Source organism: Nocardia aegles (assembly GCF_052545135.1).
On the sequence record NZ_JBQWRI010000011.1, the window covers coordinates 1 to 18,162 of the forward strand.

Consider the following 18,162-nt stretch of genomic DNA (forward strand, 5'->3'; position numbering starts at 1 on the left):
GCCCGGCGCGGTCAGCAACGCGGTGAACTGTTCGAAGGTCTTGAGCCAGTTGATCTTGTCACCGACCACCGCCGGGACAACCGACGCCCTGCCACCCGACACCGCGAACGTCGCGTCCTTCGGCTCGACCTCAGTGGTAGCCAGTTGCGGCCCGAGCAGACCGATCGCGGCGTCCTGATTCACCGACGCGGCGAGACCACCCTGCCCGTCCGGCCCGAACACCAGCACGGACGCGATCTGCTCCGGATCGAGCCTGCCGGAGGCGCCCTTGCCCGCGAACGAGATCGGCGCGCGCACCGCGGGCCGGGCGATCTCGCGCAGGGCCTTGTCCACGGCCTCCGGACGCACCTGTAGCGGCGCGGGAACAACGGGAAGATCCACGGTGGTGCCGGTGACCCACCGCGCGGCCAGTTCCGTGCGCGCGGCAGCGACGTCGAGCACCCGGCCCGCAACCGGCGGTACGGCGACAGGTTCGGCTTTGTCGAAGGTGATGGTGCCCTCCACCGAGGGCCGGTCGTGCACCCGCAGCTCGGTGAGCCGGCGATCCAGGGCCGGTTCGTCGATCGCGCTGACGATCGGCACCTCATGGGTGGTGAAGAAGGAGGCGAGCCGGGTGAACGGGTTGAGCGGCTGGGAGCCGATCCGCGACCAGGTGGCGTCCCAGTCCACGGCCAAGCCGGCGGCGCTCGGCACGATGCTGGTCCGCACGTCGCCGATGCGCAGCGGCAGTTCGCGGCCCGCCCGCGGGTCCAGTTCGGCGCGCAGTTTCGCGTCGGCGACGGCTTTATCCATGCCACCGACGTCGACACCGGCGACGACGGTGCCGCGCGCGACCTCGCCCGAGGACATCACCCAGTCCACCAGATAGCCGAGACCGGCGACCGCCAGCACAACGCCTACCGCGATACCCACCCGGCGCACGACGGCGCTGTCCAGGCGTTTCGGTGGCGGGGTGGAGATCGGGCGACGCGCGGGCGCACGGCGGGGTGCGGGCGGCACCGGCCGCCGCCGAGTAGCGTGCAGAGGCTGGGTGAGCTGATCGTCGCCGGTCCAGGCGACCGAGTCCGCTGCCCGGGATCGATCCGACCCGAGCAGCCGGCGCAATCCGACTTCGCCACCAGCCTCAGGGCCGCGTCTTCCGGTGCTCGGCTGGCTCGCCACGAACCGTCCTCCCCGTTCGATCGAATTGTGGACCCGCACCGCTGCGTGTCCGCACCAACGATAGTGGTCGGCACCGACAGCGGTCGGCACAGTTCGGGCATAACGCACATCCCGCGCGGAACCGGGTAGACCACACAAAGCGGCCCGCGCAGTTGCCGGGTCGGGGGTCAGGCAACTGCGCGGAGCCGATTGGTTTATCGGGCTGTCGCGGGCGGCGTTACACCCCACGAACCGAACCGTGACCGATCCCACGCGGGAGAATCGAGACGAACCCCCGCCGCAAGACTTCGCAGACATGAGATGGAGATGGATGGCATGCAGCTGGGAATGATCGGCCTCGGCCGGATGGGCGCGAACATCGTGCGCCGCGTCGTCGAGGACGGACACACCGCCGTCGGATACGAACGTCACTCCTCGAACATCGAGCAACTGCGGACCGAACTCGGTGACGGCTTCCGTGGTACCACCGACCTCACCGAGTTCGTCGGAATGCTCGAGACGCCGCGCGTGGTGTGGGTGATGATCCCCGCCGGGGCCACCGGGGCGGTGCTCGAGCAGGTCGCCGAGCTGCTCGAACCCGGCGACATCGTCATCGACGGCGGCAACAGCCGGTACCACGAGGACCTCGCGCGCGCCGAACGGTTGCGACCCAAGGGCATCCACTACGTCGACATCGGCACCTCGGGCGGGGTGTTCGGCCGCACCCGCGGCTTCTGCCTGATGATCGGCGGCGAGTCCGAACCGGTGAAGCACCTGGACCCGCTGCTGAAATCCATCGCGCCGGGCCTCGGGGCGGCGGAACGGACACCGGGACGCGGCGGCGAGCCGTCCACGGCCGAGCTGGGTTACCTGCACTGCGGGCCGGTAGGGGCGGGCCACTTCGTGAAGATGGTGCACAACGGCATCGAGTACGGGGCGATGGCCGCCTACGCCGAAGGGCTGAACGTCCTGCGTCGGGCCAACTACGGCGCGGAGCACACGGGCGAGTTCTCCGCGGAGGAGACCCCGCTGGAGCACCCCGAGTACTACCGGTACGACCTGGACATCCCCGAGATCACCGAGGTGTGGCGCCGGGGGTCGGTGGTGGCGTCCTGGCTGCTGGATCTCACCGCGGCCGCGCTGCACGCGGACCCGAACCTGGATTCCTACAGCGGCCGGGTGTCCGACTCGGGTGAAGGCCGCTGGACGATCGATGCCGCGATCGACACCGGTGTGCCCGTCCCCGTGCTGGCTTCCGCCTTGTTCGCGCGGTTCTCCTCGCGAGGCGAAGCGGTGTACGCGGACAAAGTGCTTTCGGCGATGCGCAAAGCTTTCGGCGGGCACCTCGAGCTGCCCGGTGCTTGACGCAAAGGTGGTCCGACCGGAATTCCGATCGGACCACCCCTGGTGTGCGACCGGTCAGCGCTCGAGGATGGCGACGACGCCCTGACCGCCTGCGGCGCAGATGGAGATCAGCGCGCGGCCGGAGCCCTTTTCGGCCAGCAACTTCGCGGTGGAGGCGACGATGCGGCCGCCGGTCGCCGCGAACGGGTGGCCCGCGGCCAGCGACGAACCGTTGACGTTCAGCTTGTCGCGATCGATCGAGCCGAGCGCGCCGTCGAGGCCGAGGCGCTCCTTGCAGTAGGCGTCGGACTCCCACGCGGCCAGAGTGGCCAGCACCACCGAGGCGAACGCCTCGTGGATCTCGTAGTAGTCGAAGTCCTGCAGCGTCAGGCCGTTGCGAGCGAGCAGGCGCGGCACCGCGTAGGTCGGGGCCATCAGCAGGCCGTCGGGGCCGTGGATGTAGTCGACCGCGGCGACCTCGCTGTCCACCAAGTGCGCCAGCACCGGCAGCTTGCGCTCGGCGGCCCACTCCTCGCTGGACAGCAGCACCGCGGAGGCGCCGTCGGTCAGCGGGGTGGAGTTACCCGCGGTCATGGTCGCGCCGCCCGCTTTGACTCCGAAGACCGGCTTCAGCGTCGCCAGTTTCTCGATCGAGGAGTTCGGCCGCAGATTGTCGTCGCGGGTCAGGCCGAGGAACGGCGTGATCAGATCGTCGAAGAAACCGCGATCGTAGGCGGCGGCCATGTTCCGGTGCGACAGGTAGGCCAGCTCGTCCTGCGCCTCGCGCGGGATGCCGAATTCCTTGGCGGTGATGGCGGCGTGCTCACCCATGGACAGCCCGGTGCGCGGCTCGGCGTTGCGCGGGATCTCGATGCCGAGCATGCTCGGGCGCAACTGGCCGACCAGCTTGAGGCGCGCGGAGTTCGTCTTGGCGCGGTTGGCGTCGAGCATCCACTCGCGCATGCCCTCGCTCACGCCGATCGGGGCGTCGGAGGTGGTGTCGGCGCCACCGCCGACACCGGCTTCGATCCGGCCCGCGGCGATCGCGTCACCGACGGTGACGATCGCCTGGAGGCCGGTGCCGCAGGCCAGTTGCAGGTCGTGCGCCGGGGTGTAAGGGCTGAGCTTGCTGCCGAGCACGCTTTCCCGGATCAGGCCGTGCTCACCGACCCGCTTGAGCACGGCGCCGCCGACGACCATGCCCAGCCGCTCGCCCTGCAGGCCGAAACGGCTGACCAGTCCGTCCAGCACGGCGGTGAACATGTCCTGGTTGGAGGCGTGCGCGTACGCCTTGTCGGAGCGAGCGAACGGAATCCGGTTGCCACCGACGATCGCGACCGGACGGGTGGTCTTGCCGGTCTTGGCGGCGCTTGTCGCCGAACTGGCTGTGCTAGTCACTCGAGTCTCCAAGGTCTCGTGGATGGGTGTCCCGGCGGCCCGGTGGAGCGCGGATATTCCGCGCTGATCGGCGCCCCGTCGCGGTTGTTTACATTGAACTTACTCTGGAGTAAGTTCAATGTCGACACCTACCCCGCACAGTGCGCTCGCAGACCACGCCGGGGCAATACCCCAGACCCGAGAGACAGAACTCAGAAAAGGTAGGAATAGTGGCAGCCAGCAAGAGCAAGGGTGCTCCCAACCTCTACGGATCGTTCGTACACTCCGCGCCGGGCGCATTCCTGGCCGGCAAGCTCGGCCTCCCGAAGCCCGAGAAGCTGCGCCGCTACGTCAAGGGCGAGCCGCCGTTGTCGGGTCCGGTGCTCATCGGCGGTAAGGGCCGGGTCGCCGAGCCGGTGCGCGCCCTGCTGTCGGACTACACCTTCGCCGACGCGCTGAGCCAGGGCACCAAGTACGGCGCCCTGGTGTTCGACGCCACCGGCGTCGGCACCGTCGAGGACCTCTCGCAGCTGTTCGAGTTCTTCCAACCCGCCATGCGCAGCCTCACCCCGTGTGGGCGCATCGTGGTGATCGGCACCACTCCCGAGCTGGCTTCGAGTGTGGACGAGCAGATCGCGCAGCGCGCGCTGGAGGGCTTCACCCGATCGGTGGCCAAGGAACTGCTGCGCGGCTCCACCGCCCAGCTGGTCTACCTGCACCCGGAGGCGTCCGCCGCGGCGACCGGCCTGGAGTCGACCCTGCGCTTCCTGCTCTCGGCCAAGTCGGCGTTCGTCGACGGCCAGGTCATCCGGGTCGGCAAGGACGACGCGAGCGCCCCCGCCGACTGGGACCGCCCACTCGACGGCAAGGTCGCTGTGGTGACCGGCGCGGCGCGCGGCATCGGCGCGACCATCGCCGAGGTGTTCGCTCGCGACGGCGCCCGGGTGATCGTGGCCGACATCCCGGCGGCGGGCGAGGCGCTGTCGCAGACCGCGAACAAGGTGGGCGGCACCGCGCTCGCGCTGGACGTGACCGCGCCCGACGCGGCGCAGAAGCTGGCCGAGTTCGCCACCGAACGTTTCGGCGGCATCGACATCATCGTGCACAACGCGGGTATCACCAGGGACAAGCTGCTGGCGAACATGGACGAGGACCGCTGGAACGCGGTCATCAACGTCAACCTGGCCGCGCCGCACCGGATCACCGAGGGCCTGGTGGCCCGGGGCGCGTTGCAGGAGGGCGGCCGCGTGATCGACGTGTCCTCGATCGCGGGCATCGCGGGCAACCGTGGGCAGACCAACTACGGCGCATCGAAGGCGGGCGTCATCGGCATGGTGCACGCCGAGGCGCCGAAGCTGGCGGAGAAGAACATCACCATCAACGCCGTCGCGCCCGGTTTCATCGAAACCGCGATGACCGCCGCCATCCCCCTGGCCACCCGGGAGGCGGGCCGGCTGATGAGCTCGCTGTCGCAGGGCGGACAGACCATCGACGTCGCCGAGACCATCGCCTACTTCGCGAGCCCGGCGTCGAACGCGGTGACCGGCAACATCGTGCGGGTCTGCGGGCAGAGTCTGATCGGAGCATGATGGCCGAGGCTCCGGCAGGCAAGGAAAAGACCCAGGTGCGCACCCTCACCGAACCGCCGAAGAACAGCCGCCTGTTCGTCAAGGCGGCGCTCGGCGCGGTGCCACTGCTGTCGGCGCGCAAACCGACGCTGCCCGACCGCGCCGTGCGGGTCGAGGGGCTGCGGGTCGACTCGGATCGTTTGGCCGCCTACTGCCGCGCGACCGGTTTGCGCTTCGGCGACGCGCTGCCCCTGACCTATCCGTTCATCCTCACCTTCCCGCTGGCCATGCAGTTGGTGGTGGCGCGAGACTTCCCGTTCGTCGCGGTGGGTGCGGTGCACGCGCAGAACGTCATCGAGCGCACCCGCGAGATCTCGGTGAGCGAGCCGCTGGACATCCGCACCCACATCGAGAACCTGCGCGAGCACCCGAAGGGCCTGCTCGTGGACGCGATCAGCGACGTGAAGGTGGGCCGGGAGCAGGTGTGGCACCAGGTCACCACGTTCCTGCACCAGCAGCGCACCTCGCTGTCGGGCGGGCCGAAGCCCGAGCCGAAGCCGGAGGAGGTTCCGCCGCCGCCGCTGCGCACACTGCGGGTGGATCAGCCGACGATCACCCGGTACGCGGCCGCGTCCGGTGACCACAATCCGATCCACATTTCGACATTGGGCGCCAAGGCATTCGGCTTCTCGCGATCGATCGCCCACGGCATGTGGTCGGCGGCGACGATTCTCGCCGCGGTCGAGGGCCGGATTCCGGACCAGACCACGTACTCGGTCAAGTTCGGCAAGCCGATTCTGCTGCCCTCCACTGTCAACCTGTATGCCGACCAGGCCGAAGGCGGTTGGGATCTGGCGCTGCTGCATCCGAAAAAGGGGTACCTGCATCTGACGGCGACGCTGCGCTGAACGATCCGCGAGCCGCATCCCGTTTTCCGAATCGGGATGCGGCTTCGTGCTTTTCCGGATTTCTCAGCAGTCGCAACCGCAGTCGCAGCAGTCGCAGTCCCCGCAATCGCAGCAGCCGCAATCACAGCCGTCGCAATCACAATCACCGCAGTCGCAATTCTTGATCCACGCGTCCTTGCGCTCGCCCGTGCACGGTTGCGTATGGTCGGCGCAGCACGCGTAGCCGGTGCAGTAGCCGCCCAGGATGAGTGCGAGGGATTCTCCGATACCCGGGCGACGGATCGGCGGACGGTGACGGGTTCCGCGGGAGTGGGCGCGGACATCGGCACGCGGCGATCCCTCGGCTTCCGGCGATACCGAGCAGGTGTGGGTGGCGAACGCGCCGAGCCCGCCGCCGAGCCGCCGCAGCACGGCGGTCAGCGGGTCGAGCAACATCCAGCGGACGGTGGGAACTCGACTGAGCTCGGCCGCCGCGACCGCCGCGCGCAGACGCGAGTTCGATTGCCGCATCAGGTCGTAGGCCTCCGGCACGCTGGTCCCGGTGGCCGCGAGCGGGTTGAAGCGGTGGTGGGTGCCGTCGTCGTCGTGGTCGGTGACGGCGTCGGCCAGATGCGCGATCCGGCCGAACTGCCAGCCCGCTTCACGCAGCGCGTCGACATTGTCCGGACGGTCGGCCAGAAGGGCTGTGTGCGCGAAGAACTCCGATGCGCACAGCTGAGTGGGTGCGGTCAGCCGGTCGAGCGGGTCGGCCGACGGCGACATCGCCGAACGCCAATACGGAGAATCGGCGAGCGATTCCGGCACAGCTGCCGCGCTGCGCGAAGCCCCGACGGCCACCAGCTCTTTCGCCTCCTGCTCCAGGCGTACTTGCGCGTCGAGCGCCGCGACGAGGGGTTCGACGTCCAAACCGATCCGCGCCGCGCCCGCGCGAGCCTGCCGGTTCCATCGCGTCGCGGCTTTCGCCAGCGGCCCGCGCGCGAGCGCGGCGACCTCACCGTCGTCCACGTGATCGCGAATCTTGGCCGCGGCCAACAACAGCGACGCCGTCGTGGCGAGCTGAACGCCGGGCGCGTCCGCGGTGACCACCGACGCGCGGCGCATCCCGCGCAGCGGGCAGGGGGCCGCGATGGTGCGCGCGGCCGATCCGGACTGCGCCTCGGTGAGCATGCTCAGCACCAGCGCGTCCTTGTTGGTGGTCACGCGGGCGAGCTGACCGTGTCCGTCACGCAAGCCGAGACACAAACCACACAGATGCGCCTGCCATTCGGCCGCGTCTATTCCATACTTCTGAGCGCCGTGCGCACACGGCCTGAGCAACCCGAACACTTCCGCCCCGTTTCTCCCCGGCTCTTCGAACGAGCCGGTCCGCGCTGTGCGAACTCACGCACTGTGGCAGGAGGGCGGCACGGAAGCAACCGATCCGGGCCGAAGCGATCCGGGCCAAAGCGATCCGGGCCAAAGACGGCCTACTCGGTCTTCTTGCCCGCCAGACCGCGCCAAGCCAGATCGTCGAGCAGGTCGACGGCCTCCGCGACCTCGATCCGGCCACTGGCGAGCCGGTCGGCGATGGCCTCGCCCGCGCCGATCACCGCGACCGCGACGACGTCGAAGTTCGTGCCCGGCTCGGCGTGCTTGGCGCTGGACTCCAGCAGTTTCGCGGTCAGCTCGATGACGCGTTCACGCGCGTTCTCGATCTCCGAGGCGAACGCCTGCTGGCCGATGGCCTGCCGGTAGAGCACCTGCCAGGAGCGCCGGTTGCGGTCGACGAAGCCGAGGAAGCCCTCCAGCGCGGTGCGCACCTGTTCGTGTGGCGTGAGCAGCGGGTTGCCCGCGGGCGCGACGGATTCGATGAACCGCATCCCCTCCCGTTGGATGCAGGCGCGGAACAGTTCGTCCTTCGAGCCGTAGTACAGATACAGCATCGGCTTCGAAATCTTCGCCTCGGCGGCGATCGCGTCCATCGAGGTGTCGTGGAAGCCTTTACGCGAAAAGACCTCCACGGCGGCGTCGAGCATCTGCTGCTCGCGTACCGCCCGCGGAAGCCGCTTCGTACCGCCCGCCATCCACACTCCTACCACCGGTGAATCTCACATATTACTCCAAGGTAAGTTCCGGCGGTCCGAGTGCTCACCAGTTGCCCGAGCCGACCGTGCGGCGCGTCTCAGCAGCGCGGCAACGCACCTTTGTACGCGGCCAGCCGCAACACCGACGCATCCACCTGGGCCATCGGCAGTCGCCCGCTCGACACCGCCTGCTCCAGCCGGTCGAGCACCTGGGGCACCGCGTCGGTGGTGATCCACAAGGCGCTGTCCGCGCCGGCGACCAACGCTGCCTCGACGGCATCCTCGATCGACATCCGGCTGGTGATCGCCGCCATGCCACCGAGATCATCGGTGAAGATCGGTCCTTGGAACGGCGCGGCTCCGTAGCCGGTGCCCTCGCGCAGCAACCGCATCGCTTCCGGGCTGATGCTGGCCGGGACGTTGGGGGTGGTCAATCCGGGCACGTCGAGGTGACCGACCATCACCGCCGCGCCCGAGCCGATCAGGTTGCGGAACGGGACCAGGTCCGTGTTCTGCATCTGGTCCAGTGGCGGAGTGCGCACCGCGCCGGTGTGCGAGTCGCCCGACCCGGATCCGTGGCCGGGGAAGTGCTTCATCACGGTACCGACGCCGACTTCGTGCATGGCGCGGATGTAGGCATCCGCGTAGCGGGTGACCACCTCCGGGTCGTCGGAGAAGGAACGGTCGCCGATGACGGAGTCGTCCGGCTGGGAGCTGACGTCGACGTCGGGGGCGAAGTCCACGGTCACGCCGAGATTCTTCAGCGCGCGGCCTCTGGTCAGCGTCGCGTTGTAGAACTCCTCGGGACTCATGGTCTGCGCTGTCACCCGGGCCGAGGGCGCGGCGCCGATCAGGTCGCGCACCCGCGAGACCCGGCCGCCCTCCTCATCGATGGTCACCATCAGCGGCACCTTCGCAGCCTGCTTCACCTGCGCGATCTGTCCGGAGGCGAGCAGCGCCTGGTCGGTCCAGCCGCCCACGAAGATGCCGCCGATCTGCTCGTTGCGCACCACGTTCGTGGCGTCGGCCGCGCCGGTGACGCCGACCGTCAGCAACTGGGCGAGCTTCTCTCGGGTGGTGAACTGCGCGAGGTAGCCCGCGTTGCAGTCCGGCGGCGCCGAACTGGTGACGGGAACCGCGGCGGTGGTCGCGTCCGTCGTAGTCGTGCTCGACGAGACCGGCTCGGTGGAGCCGCCGTTCGAGCAGGCGGTCGCGATGGCGGCGAGTAGGGCGAGGACGAGCAGCGGCGTCTTTCGCATAAAGGTCAACCGTACTCGCCGCGACGTGCGTGACCGCAGTCGCTACATCCCTACCGAGCGGACAACTCGCGCGACCGCCCTACCCGGCCGTCGGCGATCGGCCGGTGTTTGCGCAGGTCATACCGAGGAATAAGCCGATTCTCGCGGCCCTGCGCGGGGTAGTCTTCGAGGTGTCGCCGTGCGTCCCCTCCAGGAGGTCATCGTGACTTGCGATCTGGTCCTCATCGCCTACGACGGCTCCGAGAACGCCAAGCGGGCCGTCGAATACGCCGGTCGATTCCTCAGCGCCGACCGGGCCATCGTGCTCACCGCCTGGGAGCCCATGGTGCGGCAAGCCGCTCGCCTGTCCGGGCTGTCGGGTGTCCTGCAACCGGACTGGGTGCCGGACGACGAGATCGAGGACATCGCCTACGTCGACGCGCGCGCCGTCAACGCCGAGGGGGTGCGGCTGGCCGAACTGGTGGGCCTCAACGCCGAGGCGCGCACCGCCGAATGCGCCACCACCATCTGGAACGCCATCGTCGACTGCGCCGACGAACTGGACGCCGACATCATCGTGGCGGGCACCCGTGGCGCCACCGGCATCCGCGCGCTTCTGCACAGCAGCGTCGCCGACGCTGTCCTCAAGCATTGCCACCGCCCCGTCCTGCTCGTCCCACCCGGCAAGGACTCGTGACCGCACTCGCGTGAGACCTGGATCGCCGGCGCGGGGCGGGGCGGGATCCTCCGCCTTCGCTGCGGCCATGCGCGGGACTGAGGGCGGACCGAGTCCGGCTGCGCGCATTAAGTTGGGTTCATGGATGGGTTCCTGCTTGCTCGGGCCGACGGGGTTGTACGGAGTCACGGGAGCCGGGTGTTCTTCGATGACGCGCGACGAGCGGCAGCGGCGCTGCGGGATGGCCGCGCGGGGCTGGTGGTCGGCGCGCTGCCCTTCGATCCACGTCAACCCGCCGCGTTGAGCGTGCCGGAGCACGCCGTGCACACCGCGGGCCCATGGCGGCCCGCCGCGCTACCCGATCTGCCGCCGGTGCGCGTAGTGGCCGAGCTACCGAGCCCGGCAGAGCATGTGGCGCGGGTGACGAAGCTGGTCGAGCAGCTCAACGATCCCGCGCAACCGCTGCGCAAGGTGGTCGCGGCGCGTTCGGTGCTGGCCGAGGCGCACTCCGCGCTCGACCCGGAAGTCGTCGCCGCGCACCTGCTGACCCGGCATCCGCACGCGAATGTCTTCGCGGTCGACCTCACCCCCGCCGGACGGCCCGGTGCCACGCTGGTGGGCGCGACGCCCGAAGTGCTGATCGCCCGGCAGGGCGACACGGTGACGCTGCGCCCGCTGGCGGGCACCGCGCCCCGGCGAGCCGATCCGGAAGCCGATGCCGCGCAGGCCGGTGAGTTGCTGGCCAGCACCAAGAATCGCGACGAGCACGCCTTCGTGATCGACTGGATCAGGCAGCGGCTCGGGCCGGTGTGCGCCGAACTGTCGATTCCGCAGGGCCCGGATCTGATCAGCACCCAGGAGGTGTGGCATCTGGCGACGCCCATCACCGGGCGCCTGCGCGACAGCTCGATCACCGCCCTCGACCTGGCGCTGCTGCTGCACCCCACGCCCGCGGTCTGCGGCACCCCCACCGATCTGGCATTGGACACGATCGCGCGCATCGAGGACGACCGCGGCTTCTATGGCGGCGCGGTCGGCTGGTGCGACGCCGACGGTGACGGCGTCTGGGTGGTCGCGATCCGCTGCGCGGAACTCTCGGCCGACGGTCGCACCGTGCGGGCGTACGCGGGCGGCGGCATCGTCGCGGCCTCCGACCCGCAGGCGGAACTCGACGAGACCACCGCGAAACTGCGCACCCTGCTCGGCGCACTGCACTGCGCTCTCCCCGCACGCTGACGCGGCCGCTCTCCGGACAGTCCTCGAGCGCTCGAGAGTCCCCCGGCGCAGAGTCGGCGGCCTGAACGCATACGAACACCGGACGCCCTGCTAGGTTGGCCGGGAACGTGCCGGCCTCGACGTATTGGAGTACCGCGATGAAGTTTGCTGTCCCGGGTGTGGCGAGTGCTGTCGCGGGCGCCGTGCTGGGCGTGCTCGGCGTCTTCCTCATCACCATGGCGGTCCAGCAGAACTCGCGTCCGGAGATCGACCGCAGCGGCGACAAGGACTCCTCGCTGCTGAACAACGTTGAGTACGGCAGCCGCTGACCCGCTGACCACCCCTTCACCCGCCGACTCGCTCGGATCGTCCGCGGCGCCGGGGCAGCACAGCACCGCGCCGCTGGGCAGACGCTGGTTCGCCGCGACCGTCGTCGTGGCGTTGCTGCTGACCTTCGCGCAGGCGCCCGGACTCACGGTCGCCGACACGAAATACGACCTGGCGCAGAATCCGCTCGGTTTCCTCGCCCGCGCGAGCCATCTGTGGAGCAGCCAGGCGCCGATGGGCCAGGTGCAGAACCAGGCCTACGGCTACTTCTTCCCGCACGGCGCGTTCTTCTCGCTCGGCCATCTGCTGGGCGTACCCGCCTGGATGACGCAGCGGATCTGGTGGGCGCTGCTACTGCTCGCCGGGTTCTGGGGGATCGTGCGCCTGTGCGAGGCGCTGGGCATCGGCACCCGCGGGTCGCGCGTCGTCGCCGCGCTCGCCTTCGCGCTGTCGCCGCGGGTGCTGACCACCATCGGGTCGATCTCCTCGGAGACGCTGCCAATGATGCTGGCGCCGTGGGTACTGCTCGCGCCCGCCGCGCTCGGTGTCGCCGGGCGCCGACGGCGGCGGGGCGGGGCGGAGTCGCCCGCGGGCAGTGCGCTGGCGCTGGCGCTGATGGGCTCGGTCAACGCGATCGCCACGGTGGCCGCCTTCCTGCCCGCCTTCCTGTGGTGGGCGACCGACTCGCCGGTGCGCGGCCGCCGCCCCACCGCGTCGGGCAGCGCTCGATGGCGTTCCTATCGGCTCGACCGGCGCTGGTGGCGTTTCACCGCCGCCTGGATTCCGCTGCTGGTGCTCGCCACGTTCTGGTGGGCGGTGCCGTTGCTGCTGCTGGGCAAGGTGAGCCCGCCGTTCCTGGACTACATCGAGTCCTCCGGCGTGACCACCCAGTGGGCCTCGCTCGGCGAGGTGCTGCGTGGCACCGACAGCTGGACGCCGTTCGTCTCGCCGGAACGCATCGCGGGTGCGGTGCTGGTCACCCAGCCCGCGGCGGTGCTGGCCACCGGGCTGGTCGCGGCGGCGGGCATGGCGGGCCTGGCCCTGCGGTCGATGCCGTACCGGGGCAGGCTCGTCCTGATCCTGGGGATCGGGCTGGTCGGCATCTGCGCCGGGTTCGTCGGTGAGCTGAGCGGACCGTTCGCGGACTCGGTGCGGGTCTTCCTGGACTCCGGCGGCGCTCCGCTGCGCAACGTGCACAAGCTGGAGCCGCTGATCCGCATCCCGCTCGTGCTGGGACTGGCGCAGTTGCTCGCCCGGGTCCCGCTGCCCGCCTCGGTACCGCTGAAGACTTGGCGGAGCGCGTTCGCGCACCCCGAGCGGGACCGCGCGGTCGCGATCGCGGCGTTGATCCTCACCGCGCTGGCCCTGTCCACCTCGCTGGCCTGGACCGGCAAACTCGCGCCGCGCGGCGCCTACGACCGGGTACCCGAGTACTGGCAGCAGACCGCCGACTGGCTCGAACACAACGCAGCCGACACGCGCGCCCTGATGGTGCCCGGCGCGCCCTTCGGCAGCCAGGTGTGGGGCCTCACGCGCGACGAACCGCTGCAAGCGCTGGCCCGGACACCGTGGGCGATCCGCGACGCGGTGCCCCTGAACCCGCCCGGCACCATCCGCGCGATGGATTCGGTGCAGCGGCTCATCGCTGACGGCAGGCCATCGGCGGGACTGGCCGCGACGCTGAGCGCCCAGGGTATCGGCGTCGTGGTCCTGCGCAACGACCTCGATCCGGAGACCTCCCGCTCGACCCGGCCGATGCTGGCGCACGAGGCGCTCGACCGGTCGCCCGGTCTGCGCAAGGTGGCCGAGTTCGGCAACCCCATCGAATCGGTGGTGATCGCCGACGACCTGGTCGCCGACGGTGACCTGCGCCCGCCGTATCCGGCGATCGAGATCTACCGGGTGGACACGCCGGGGCGTGGAACACCCGCGCAGGTGCGCAGCGGCACCGGCGCGCCGGAGGCGTTCCCCGGCGCGTACACCGTCCCACTCGGAGCGGTCCCGGTCATCCAGGGCGGACCCGAAGTGCTCGAGCGGATGCGCCGCGATCCCGACGCCGCCGGAACGCCCGCCGTGCTCGCCGCCGACGCGGCGCGGGCCGGGTTGCCGATGGGCGCGGTGACCGTCACGGATACGCCGATGGATCGCGAAGCCGATTTCGGTCGCGTGGACAACCACAACTCCGCGTTGCGCGCGCCCGACGACGCGCGCCGCACCTACAACCTGGTCCCCGACTACCCGGTGCCCGGCGCCGAACCGGTGCGCGGCGAATGGTCGGGTGCCACCGTCACCGCGTCGAGTTCGGCCTCCGACGCCACTCAGCTCGGCGGTGCGGCGCCGGGAAGTTCCACCGCGGCCGTCGTCGACGGCGATCCGTCCACCGCGTGGATCAGCAACGGCACCGAACACGCCCTCGGCCAATGGCTGCGGCTCGATCTCGATCACCCGATCACGGCCGGGCAGCTGAACCTGACCACCAGTGCGGCCGCCATCGGCGACCCGATCAAATGGATCGAGGTGCGCACCGCGAACGGCACCGTCTCGGTGCGGGTGTCCGAACCTGGTGCGCCGGTCTCCGTTTCGCTGCCCGCCGGCCGCACCGAGTGGCTGACGATCACCGCGATTCGCACCGAGAACGGCTCGTCGGGAGGGCAATTCGGCATCAGTGAACTCTCGCTGGACGACTACTCGACGCGCAACGCGCCCGTCCGCGTCGACATCCGGCATCGCACCGTGGTGCCATCGCCGCCCGCCGGAACACCGGTGCGCGGATGGGATCTCGGTCAGGAATTCCCCGGCCGCAGTGCTTGTTTCGACGCGCCCGATCGGGTGCGGTGCAGTAAAGGCCTCGCCTTGGCCCCGGAGGAACCGGGAACGTTTCAGCGCACGCTGACCGTTCCAGAACCGATGCCGGTCGTCCCGGAACTGACTGTTCGCACCAGGCCGGGTCCGGCACTGGAGGCGCTGCTCACCGACCACGCTCGGCCGGTGGCCCGGGGCAAAGCCGATGTCGGCGATTTGCGCGGGGCCGCGTTCGCCGCGACCGACGGCGATCCCCGCACGAGCTGGACCGCGCCGGAGGACTCGGTGCGCGAGCCGACCGCGGGCAGGCCGACGCTCACCCTTGAACTGCCCGAACCCACGCTGGTGACCGGCCTGGAACTGGCCCCCTCGCTCGGCGGTCTGCCCGCGGCGCCCACGTCGGTGACGGTGAATCTGGGTGACGGCCCGCAGGTGCGCGAGTTGGACGACGAGGATCCGGGCACGCCGACGCGGATCGCCCTGCACCCCACCGTGACCGATCGCATCGAGCTGAGCATGCGAACCTGGCGGCCGGTGCTGGACAAGACCGCGCTCGGTTTCGTGCAGACCCAGCCGCCCGGACTGGCGGAGGTGACGGTCCTCGGACCGGACTACCCGGCGGCCGCCGCGCTGGACCGCGAGATCACCGTCCCGTGCGCGCTGGGACCGACGATCGACGCGGGCGGGCGGACGCTGCGCACAACCGTCACCGCCACTGTCGGCGAATTGCGCTCCGGCGCACCGGTTCCCGCTCGGCCGTGCCCGGACGGGCCGGACTCGTCGAACGAACTCGCACTGCCGCGGGGCCGGGCCGACGTGGTGGTCGGCCCGACCGATCTGTTCTTCGTGGATCGACTGCGCCTGAACCGAACCGAGGTGCCGACCTCCGCGCCCGCACCGGAGACGGGTGACCGCCTGCTCGTGCTGCCGCTGAGCACCAATGTCGGCTGGCGGGCGACCAGTGCGGACGGCCGCGCGCTCGAACCCGTGGTGGTCGACGGCTGGCAGCAAGCGTGGCTGCTGCCGGCCGGTGCCACCGGTCCGGTGACGATCGCCTTCCCGGTCGACCGGTGGTATCGACTCGCCATCTTCGGCGGATTGCTGCTGCTCCTGCCGCTCGCGATTCTGGCCGTTCCCCGCCGCGCGCGGGCGGAGGCCGCCGGCCAGGTGGATTCGGGCGCCGATGCGCCCGGCACCTGGGGCCGCCGCTGGATGGGCGCGGTCGGGCTCACCGCCGCGGCCACCGTGATCGCAGGCCCGGTGGGCGGTGCCGCTACGGTGATCGCCTTGGCCGCAACGCGTTTCACCCGGTATGTCACGCCTCGCGTGCTGGTCGTCGTGGCGGGTGCCGGGACCGCGCTGTCCGCCGCCGCGCTGTCCACCGGCCCGTGGCGCTCGCCCGACAGTTATATGGGCGGATCCGTGCTGGTGCAACTGCCGGCAGTGCTCGCGATCATCGCGGTGGGTATCGCGGCGCTGCCCCCGGCGAAACACGCCGATCGGCCCGGTGCGATCCGGTCGGACGAAGCCGATCCGTCGACCGGGAAGCACTGACCGCGCGCCGGCCGACGATCGCGGCCCGCGCACGCGGGGCGGCACCGCCGGACGAGACGCGCATTCGCCGTGCGCCGCAACGGCACCCGTTGCTAACGTGCCACGCGTGAACACCTGTGCCGAATGCGGTTTCGCCTACGAGTTGGCTTCGGCGGCCGACGTGCCGTCGCTGGCGCGGGAGCACGCCGTGGAATACGCCGACCTGCTCGGCGCCGACAGCGTCAAGTTGCGCGAGCGCGGCAAGCCCGATGTGTGGTCACCGCTGGAATACGCCTGCCATGTCCGAGACGTGCTGCTGGCCCAGCGCGAACGCGTGCTGGCCGCGCGCCGCTCGGACCATCCGCTCGCGGTCCCGATGGGCCGGGACGAGCGAGTCGAACACGACGGCTACGCCGACCAGAACCCCGCGGACGTGGCCCGCCAGATCCGCGACGCCGCCCTGCTGTTCGCCAACGTGCTGGAGCGGCTCGGCGACGACGACTGGGAGCGGACCCTCGGTTTCCCCTATCCCGAACCCGCCGATCGCTCCCTGCGCTGGCTGGCCGTGCACACCCTGCACGAGCTGCGCCACCACCTGCTCGACATCCACCACCAGCTCGACGGCTGACCTCGCGCGAGCCGCCGATCAGGGCGCGGGCTCCGGTTCGGGGGTCCGCCGCACCCGGTCCCGGCGGCGGACCCAGCGCCGCACCGGCTCCTCCACCAGCGCGTAACTGGCGGCGGCGACCGGAAGGGTGATGGCGACGGTGAGAACCAGGACGTAACCGAAGTCGCCCTGGAAGGGCAGGATGCCGAACACCGGGAACACGATCGACAACACCGCGAGGTGCCAGATGAAGATGCCGTAGGACCAGCGTCCGAGCGTCGCGGCCACCGGCGACTCCAGCAGGCGATGCCCACGCGCCGCCGGGTCCCGCAGCACCAGCGGCGCGAGCAGCGTGAACCCGATGATCGCGCCCGAGCCCATTTTCACCGCGTACTGCCAGGGTTCGGCGCGGGTCAGCCCGGCGGGACCGGCCAGATCGGTCGCCGCGAGCAGGAAGGCCGCCGCCGCGACGGTCCACATCAGTGGTTGATTCGCCCCGACTTTCCACCAGCGTGATCGCCGGACGCTATGTTCGGCGAACTCCGCCAGGAGCATGCCCGCGGCGAACCAGGGCAGATAGCCCGGCAGCCAGTTGTCCGAGTGGATCGCGTCGGGCGTCGGCACCGGAATGAAGTTCCAGCCGAGGCTGACGAGCGTGAGCGCGACCAGCACCGGCACCCGCCGCCGGGCCGCCGGTCCGCGCAAGCGCACCAGCGCGAACGCCAGCACCGGCAGCACCAGGTAGAAGGCCACCTCCACCGAGAGACTCCACATCTGGGTGAGGCCGTCGGTGAGCGTCAGCGGCACGAATACCTGCAACAGCGCCAGGTTCGACACCCATACCCGCAGACCCGCGGTCCCGGCCGCGCCGGGCAGCAATATCAGGACCGCGCACACCACCACCCAGTACGCGGGCAGGATGCGCGCGGCACGATGCCGGAGGTAGTAGCCGACGGGCGGGGCGCTGTCGAGCCCGCGCGCCGCAGCCGCGTGCGGGCGCCAGAGCAGGAAGCCGGAGAGTGCGAAGAACACCGCCACCGCCATGTCGAACCGGCCCCACACCCGTCCGATGACCGGCGTGCCCGCGGCGCCGGTCTGGAAGGCGACGTGGGTCAGCAGCACGCCGAGTGCGGCCATGCCGCGCATGCCTTCCAAGGCGGGCACGAACGCGCGGGGGCGCACCCGTTCGGTGGCGGGCGCGGCGGTGGGCAGTGTCGCGGTCATCGGCTTCCAGTCTGCCTCGGCGGATCCCGGTTGATACCCGACGTTTCAGACTTCGCACTACACTCCTCCGATTTCTCGGCCGTTTCCGGCCTCGACACCGCAGCGTACGACGTCGGACTGTTAGTGTCGGGGCTCACGAG

Annotated in this window: 14 protein-coding genes; 8 read left to right on the forward strand and 6 right to left on the reverse strand. The window is 70.4% G+C overall.

All coding sequences use genetic code 11. The annotated features are described in order from the left end of the window. The coding region (locus tag ACT89H_RS24790) for a peptidoglycan binding domain-containing protein (protein ID WP_445111062.1) at positions 1 to 1,161 on the reverse strand (1,161 nt) is incomplete at its 3' end. Positions 1,162 to 1,476: 315 nt separating this feature from the next. Here ACT89H_RS24790 and gnd point away from each other — a divergent pair. Next, positions 1,477 to 2,505, forward strand: coding sequence for a phosphogluconate dehydrogenase (NAD(+)-dependent, decarboxylating) (gnd, locus tag ACT89H_RS24795; RefSeq protein WP_445111063.1), 1,029 nt, complete (start codon positions 1,477 to 1,479; stop codon positions 2,503 to 2,505). Between the two features lie 54 nt (positions 2,506 to 2,559). Here the strand turns inward: gnd and ACT89H_RS24800 are convergent, their stop codons facing one another. Continuing rightward, positions 2,560 to 3,882: an acetyl-CoA C-acetyltransferase gene (locus ACT89H_RS24800; protein WP_445111064.1), complete on the reverse strand. Its 1,323-nt coding sequence runs from the start codon at positions 3,880 to 3,882 to the stop codon at positions 2,560 to 2,562. 209 nt (positions 3,883 to 4,091) lie between these two features. Here ACT89H_RS24800 and ACT89H_RS24805 point away from each other — a divergent pair, with 209 nt between their 5' ends. Further along, positions 4,092 to 5,450 (forward strand): 3-oxoacyl-ACP reductase, encoded by a 1,359-nt coding sequence (locus tag ACT89H_RS24805; RefSeq protein WP_445111065.1) that lies wholly within the window; start codon positions 4,092 to 4,094, stop codon positions 5,448 to 5,450. Further along, complete coding sequence (locus ACT89H_RS24810; protein ID WP_445111066.1) at positions 5,447 to 6,337, forward strand: MaoC/PaaZ C-terminal domain-containing protein; 891 nt, start codon at positions 5,447 to 5,449, stop codon at positions 6,335 to 6,337. Before ACT89H_RS24805 ends, ACT89H_RS24810 begins: the two co-directional genes overlap by 4 nt. A gap of 63 nt (positions 6,338 to 6,400) precedes the next feature. On the opposite strand, the gene ACT89H_RS24815 is transcribed toward ACT89H_RS24810, so the two are convergent. The 3 genes from ACT89H_RS24815 to ACT89H_RS24825 all read right to left on the reverse strand — a co-directional run bounded on the left by ACT89H_RS24815 (position 6,401) and on the right by ACT89H_RS24825 (position 9,659). After that, positions 6,401 to 7,663, reverse strand: a complete 1,263-nt coding sequence (locus ACT89H_RS24815) for a DUF5685 family protein (protein ID WP_445111067.1) — start codon at positions 7,661 to 7,663, stop codon at positions 6,401 to 6,403. 140 nt (positions 7,664 to 7,803) lie between these two features. Beyond that, a complete protein-coding gene (locus tag ACT89H_RS24820) occupies positions 7,804 to 8,400 on the reverse strand; it encodes a TetR/AcrR family transcriptional regulator (RefSeq protein ID WP_445111068.1) in 597 nt (198 codons plus the stop codon). 98 nt (positions 8,401 to 8,498) lie between these two features. Then, positions 8,499 to 9,659 (reverse strand): glycoside hydrolase family 3 N-terminal domain-containing protein, encoded by a 1,161-nt coding sequence (locus ACT89H_RS24825; protein ID WP_445111069.1) that lies wholly within the window; start codon positions 9,657 to 9,659, stop codon positions 8,499 to 8,501. 202 nt (positions 9,660 to 9,861) lie between these two features. Between ACT89H_RS24825 and ACT89H_RS24830 the strand changes: the two genes are divergently transcribed. The 5 genes from ACT89H_RS24830 to ACT89H_RS24850 all read left to right on the forward strand — a co-directional run bounded on the left by ACT89H_RS24830 (position 9,862) and on the right by ACT89H_RS24850 (position 16,819). Then, the gene (locus ACT89H_RS24830; RefSeq protein ID WP_445111199.1) at positions 9,862 to 10,335 is read left to right on the forward strand and encodes a universal stress protein; all 474 of its coding nucleotides are present in this window, start codon (positions 9,862 to 9,864) and stop codon (positions 10,333 to 10,335) included. Positions 10,336 to 10,455: 120 nt separating this feature from the next. Beyond that, positions 10,456 to 11,550, forward strand: coding sequence for an isochorismate synthase (locus ACT89H_RS24835; protein WP_445111070.1), 1,095 nt, complete (start codon positions 10,456 to 10,458; stop codon positions 11,548 to 11,550). A 137-nt stretch (positions 11,551 to 11,687) separates the two neighbouring features. Further along, a complete protein-coding gene (locus ACT89H_RS24840; protein WP_445111071.1) occupies positions 11,688 to 11,858 on the forward strand; it encodes a DUF2613 domain-containing protein in 171 nt (56 codons plus the stop codon). Then, positions 11,839 to 16,212 (forward strand): alpha-(1->3)-arabinofuranosyltransferase, encoded by a 4,374-nt coding sequence (locus tag ACT89H_RS24845; protein WP_445111072.1) that lies wholly within the window; start codon positions 11,839 to 11,841, stop codon positions 16,210 to 16,212. Before ACT89H_RS24840 ends, ACT89H_RS24845 begins: the two co-directional genes overlap by 20 nt. A 187-nt stretch (positions 16,213 to 16,399) precedes the next feature. Further along, a complete protein-coding gene (locus ACT89H_RS24850) occupies positions 16,400 to 16,819 on the forward strand; it encodes a DinB family protein (RefSeq protein WP_445111200.1) in 420 nt (139 codons plus the stop codon). Between the two features lie 18 nt (positions 16,820 to 16,837). On the opposite strand, the gene ACT89H_RS24855 is transcribed toward ACT89H_RS24850, so the two are convergent. Then, positions 16,838 to 18,022 carry an acyltransferase family protein gene (locus ACT89H_RS24855; protein ID WP_445111073.1) on the reverse strand — a complete coding sequence of 395 codons (1,185 nt, stop codon included), beginning with the start codon at positions 18,020 to 18,022 and terminating at the stop codon, positions 16,838 to 16,840. Positions 18,023 to 18,162 lie beyond the last annotated feature (140 nt).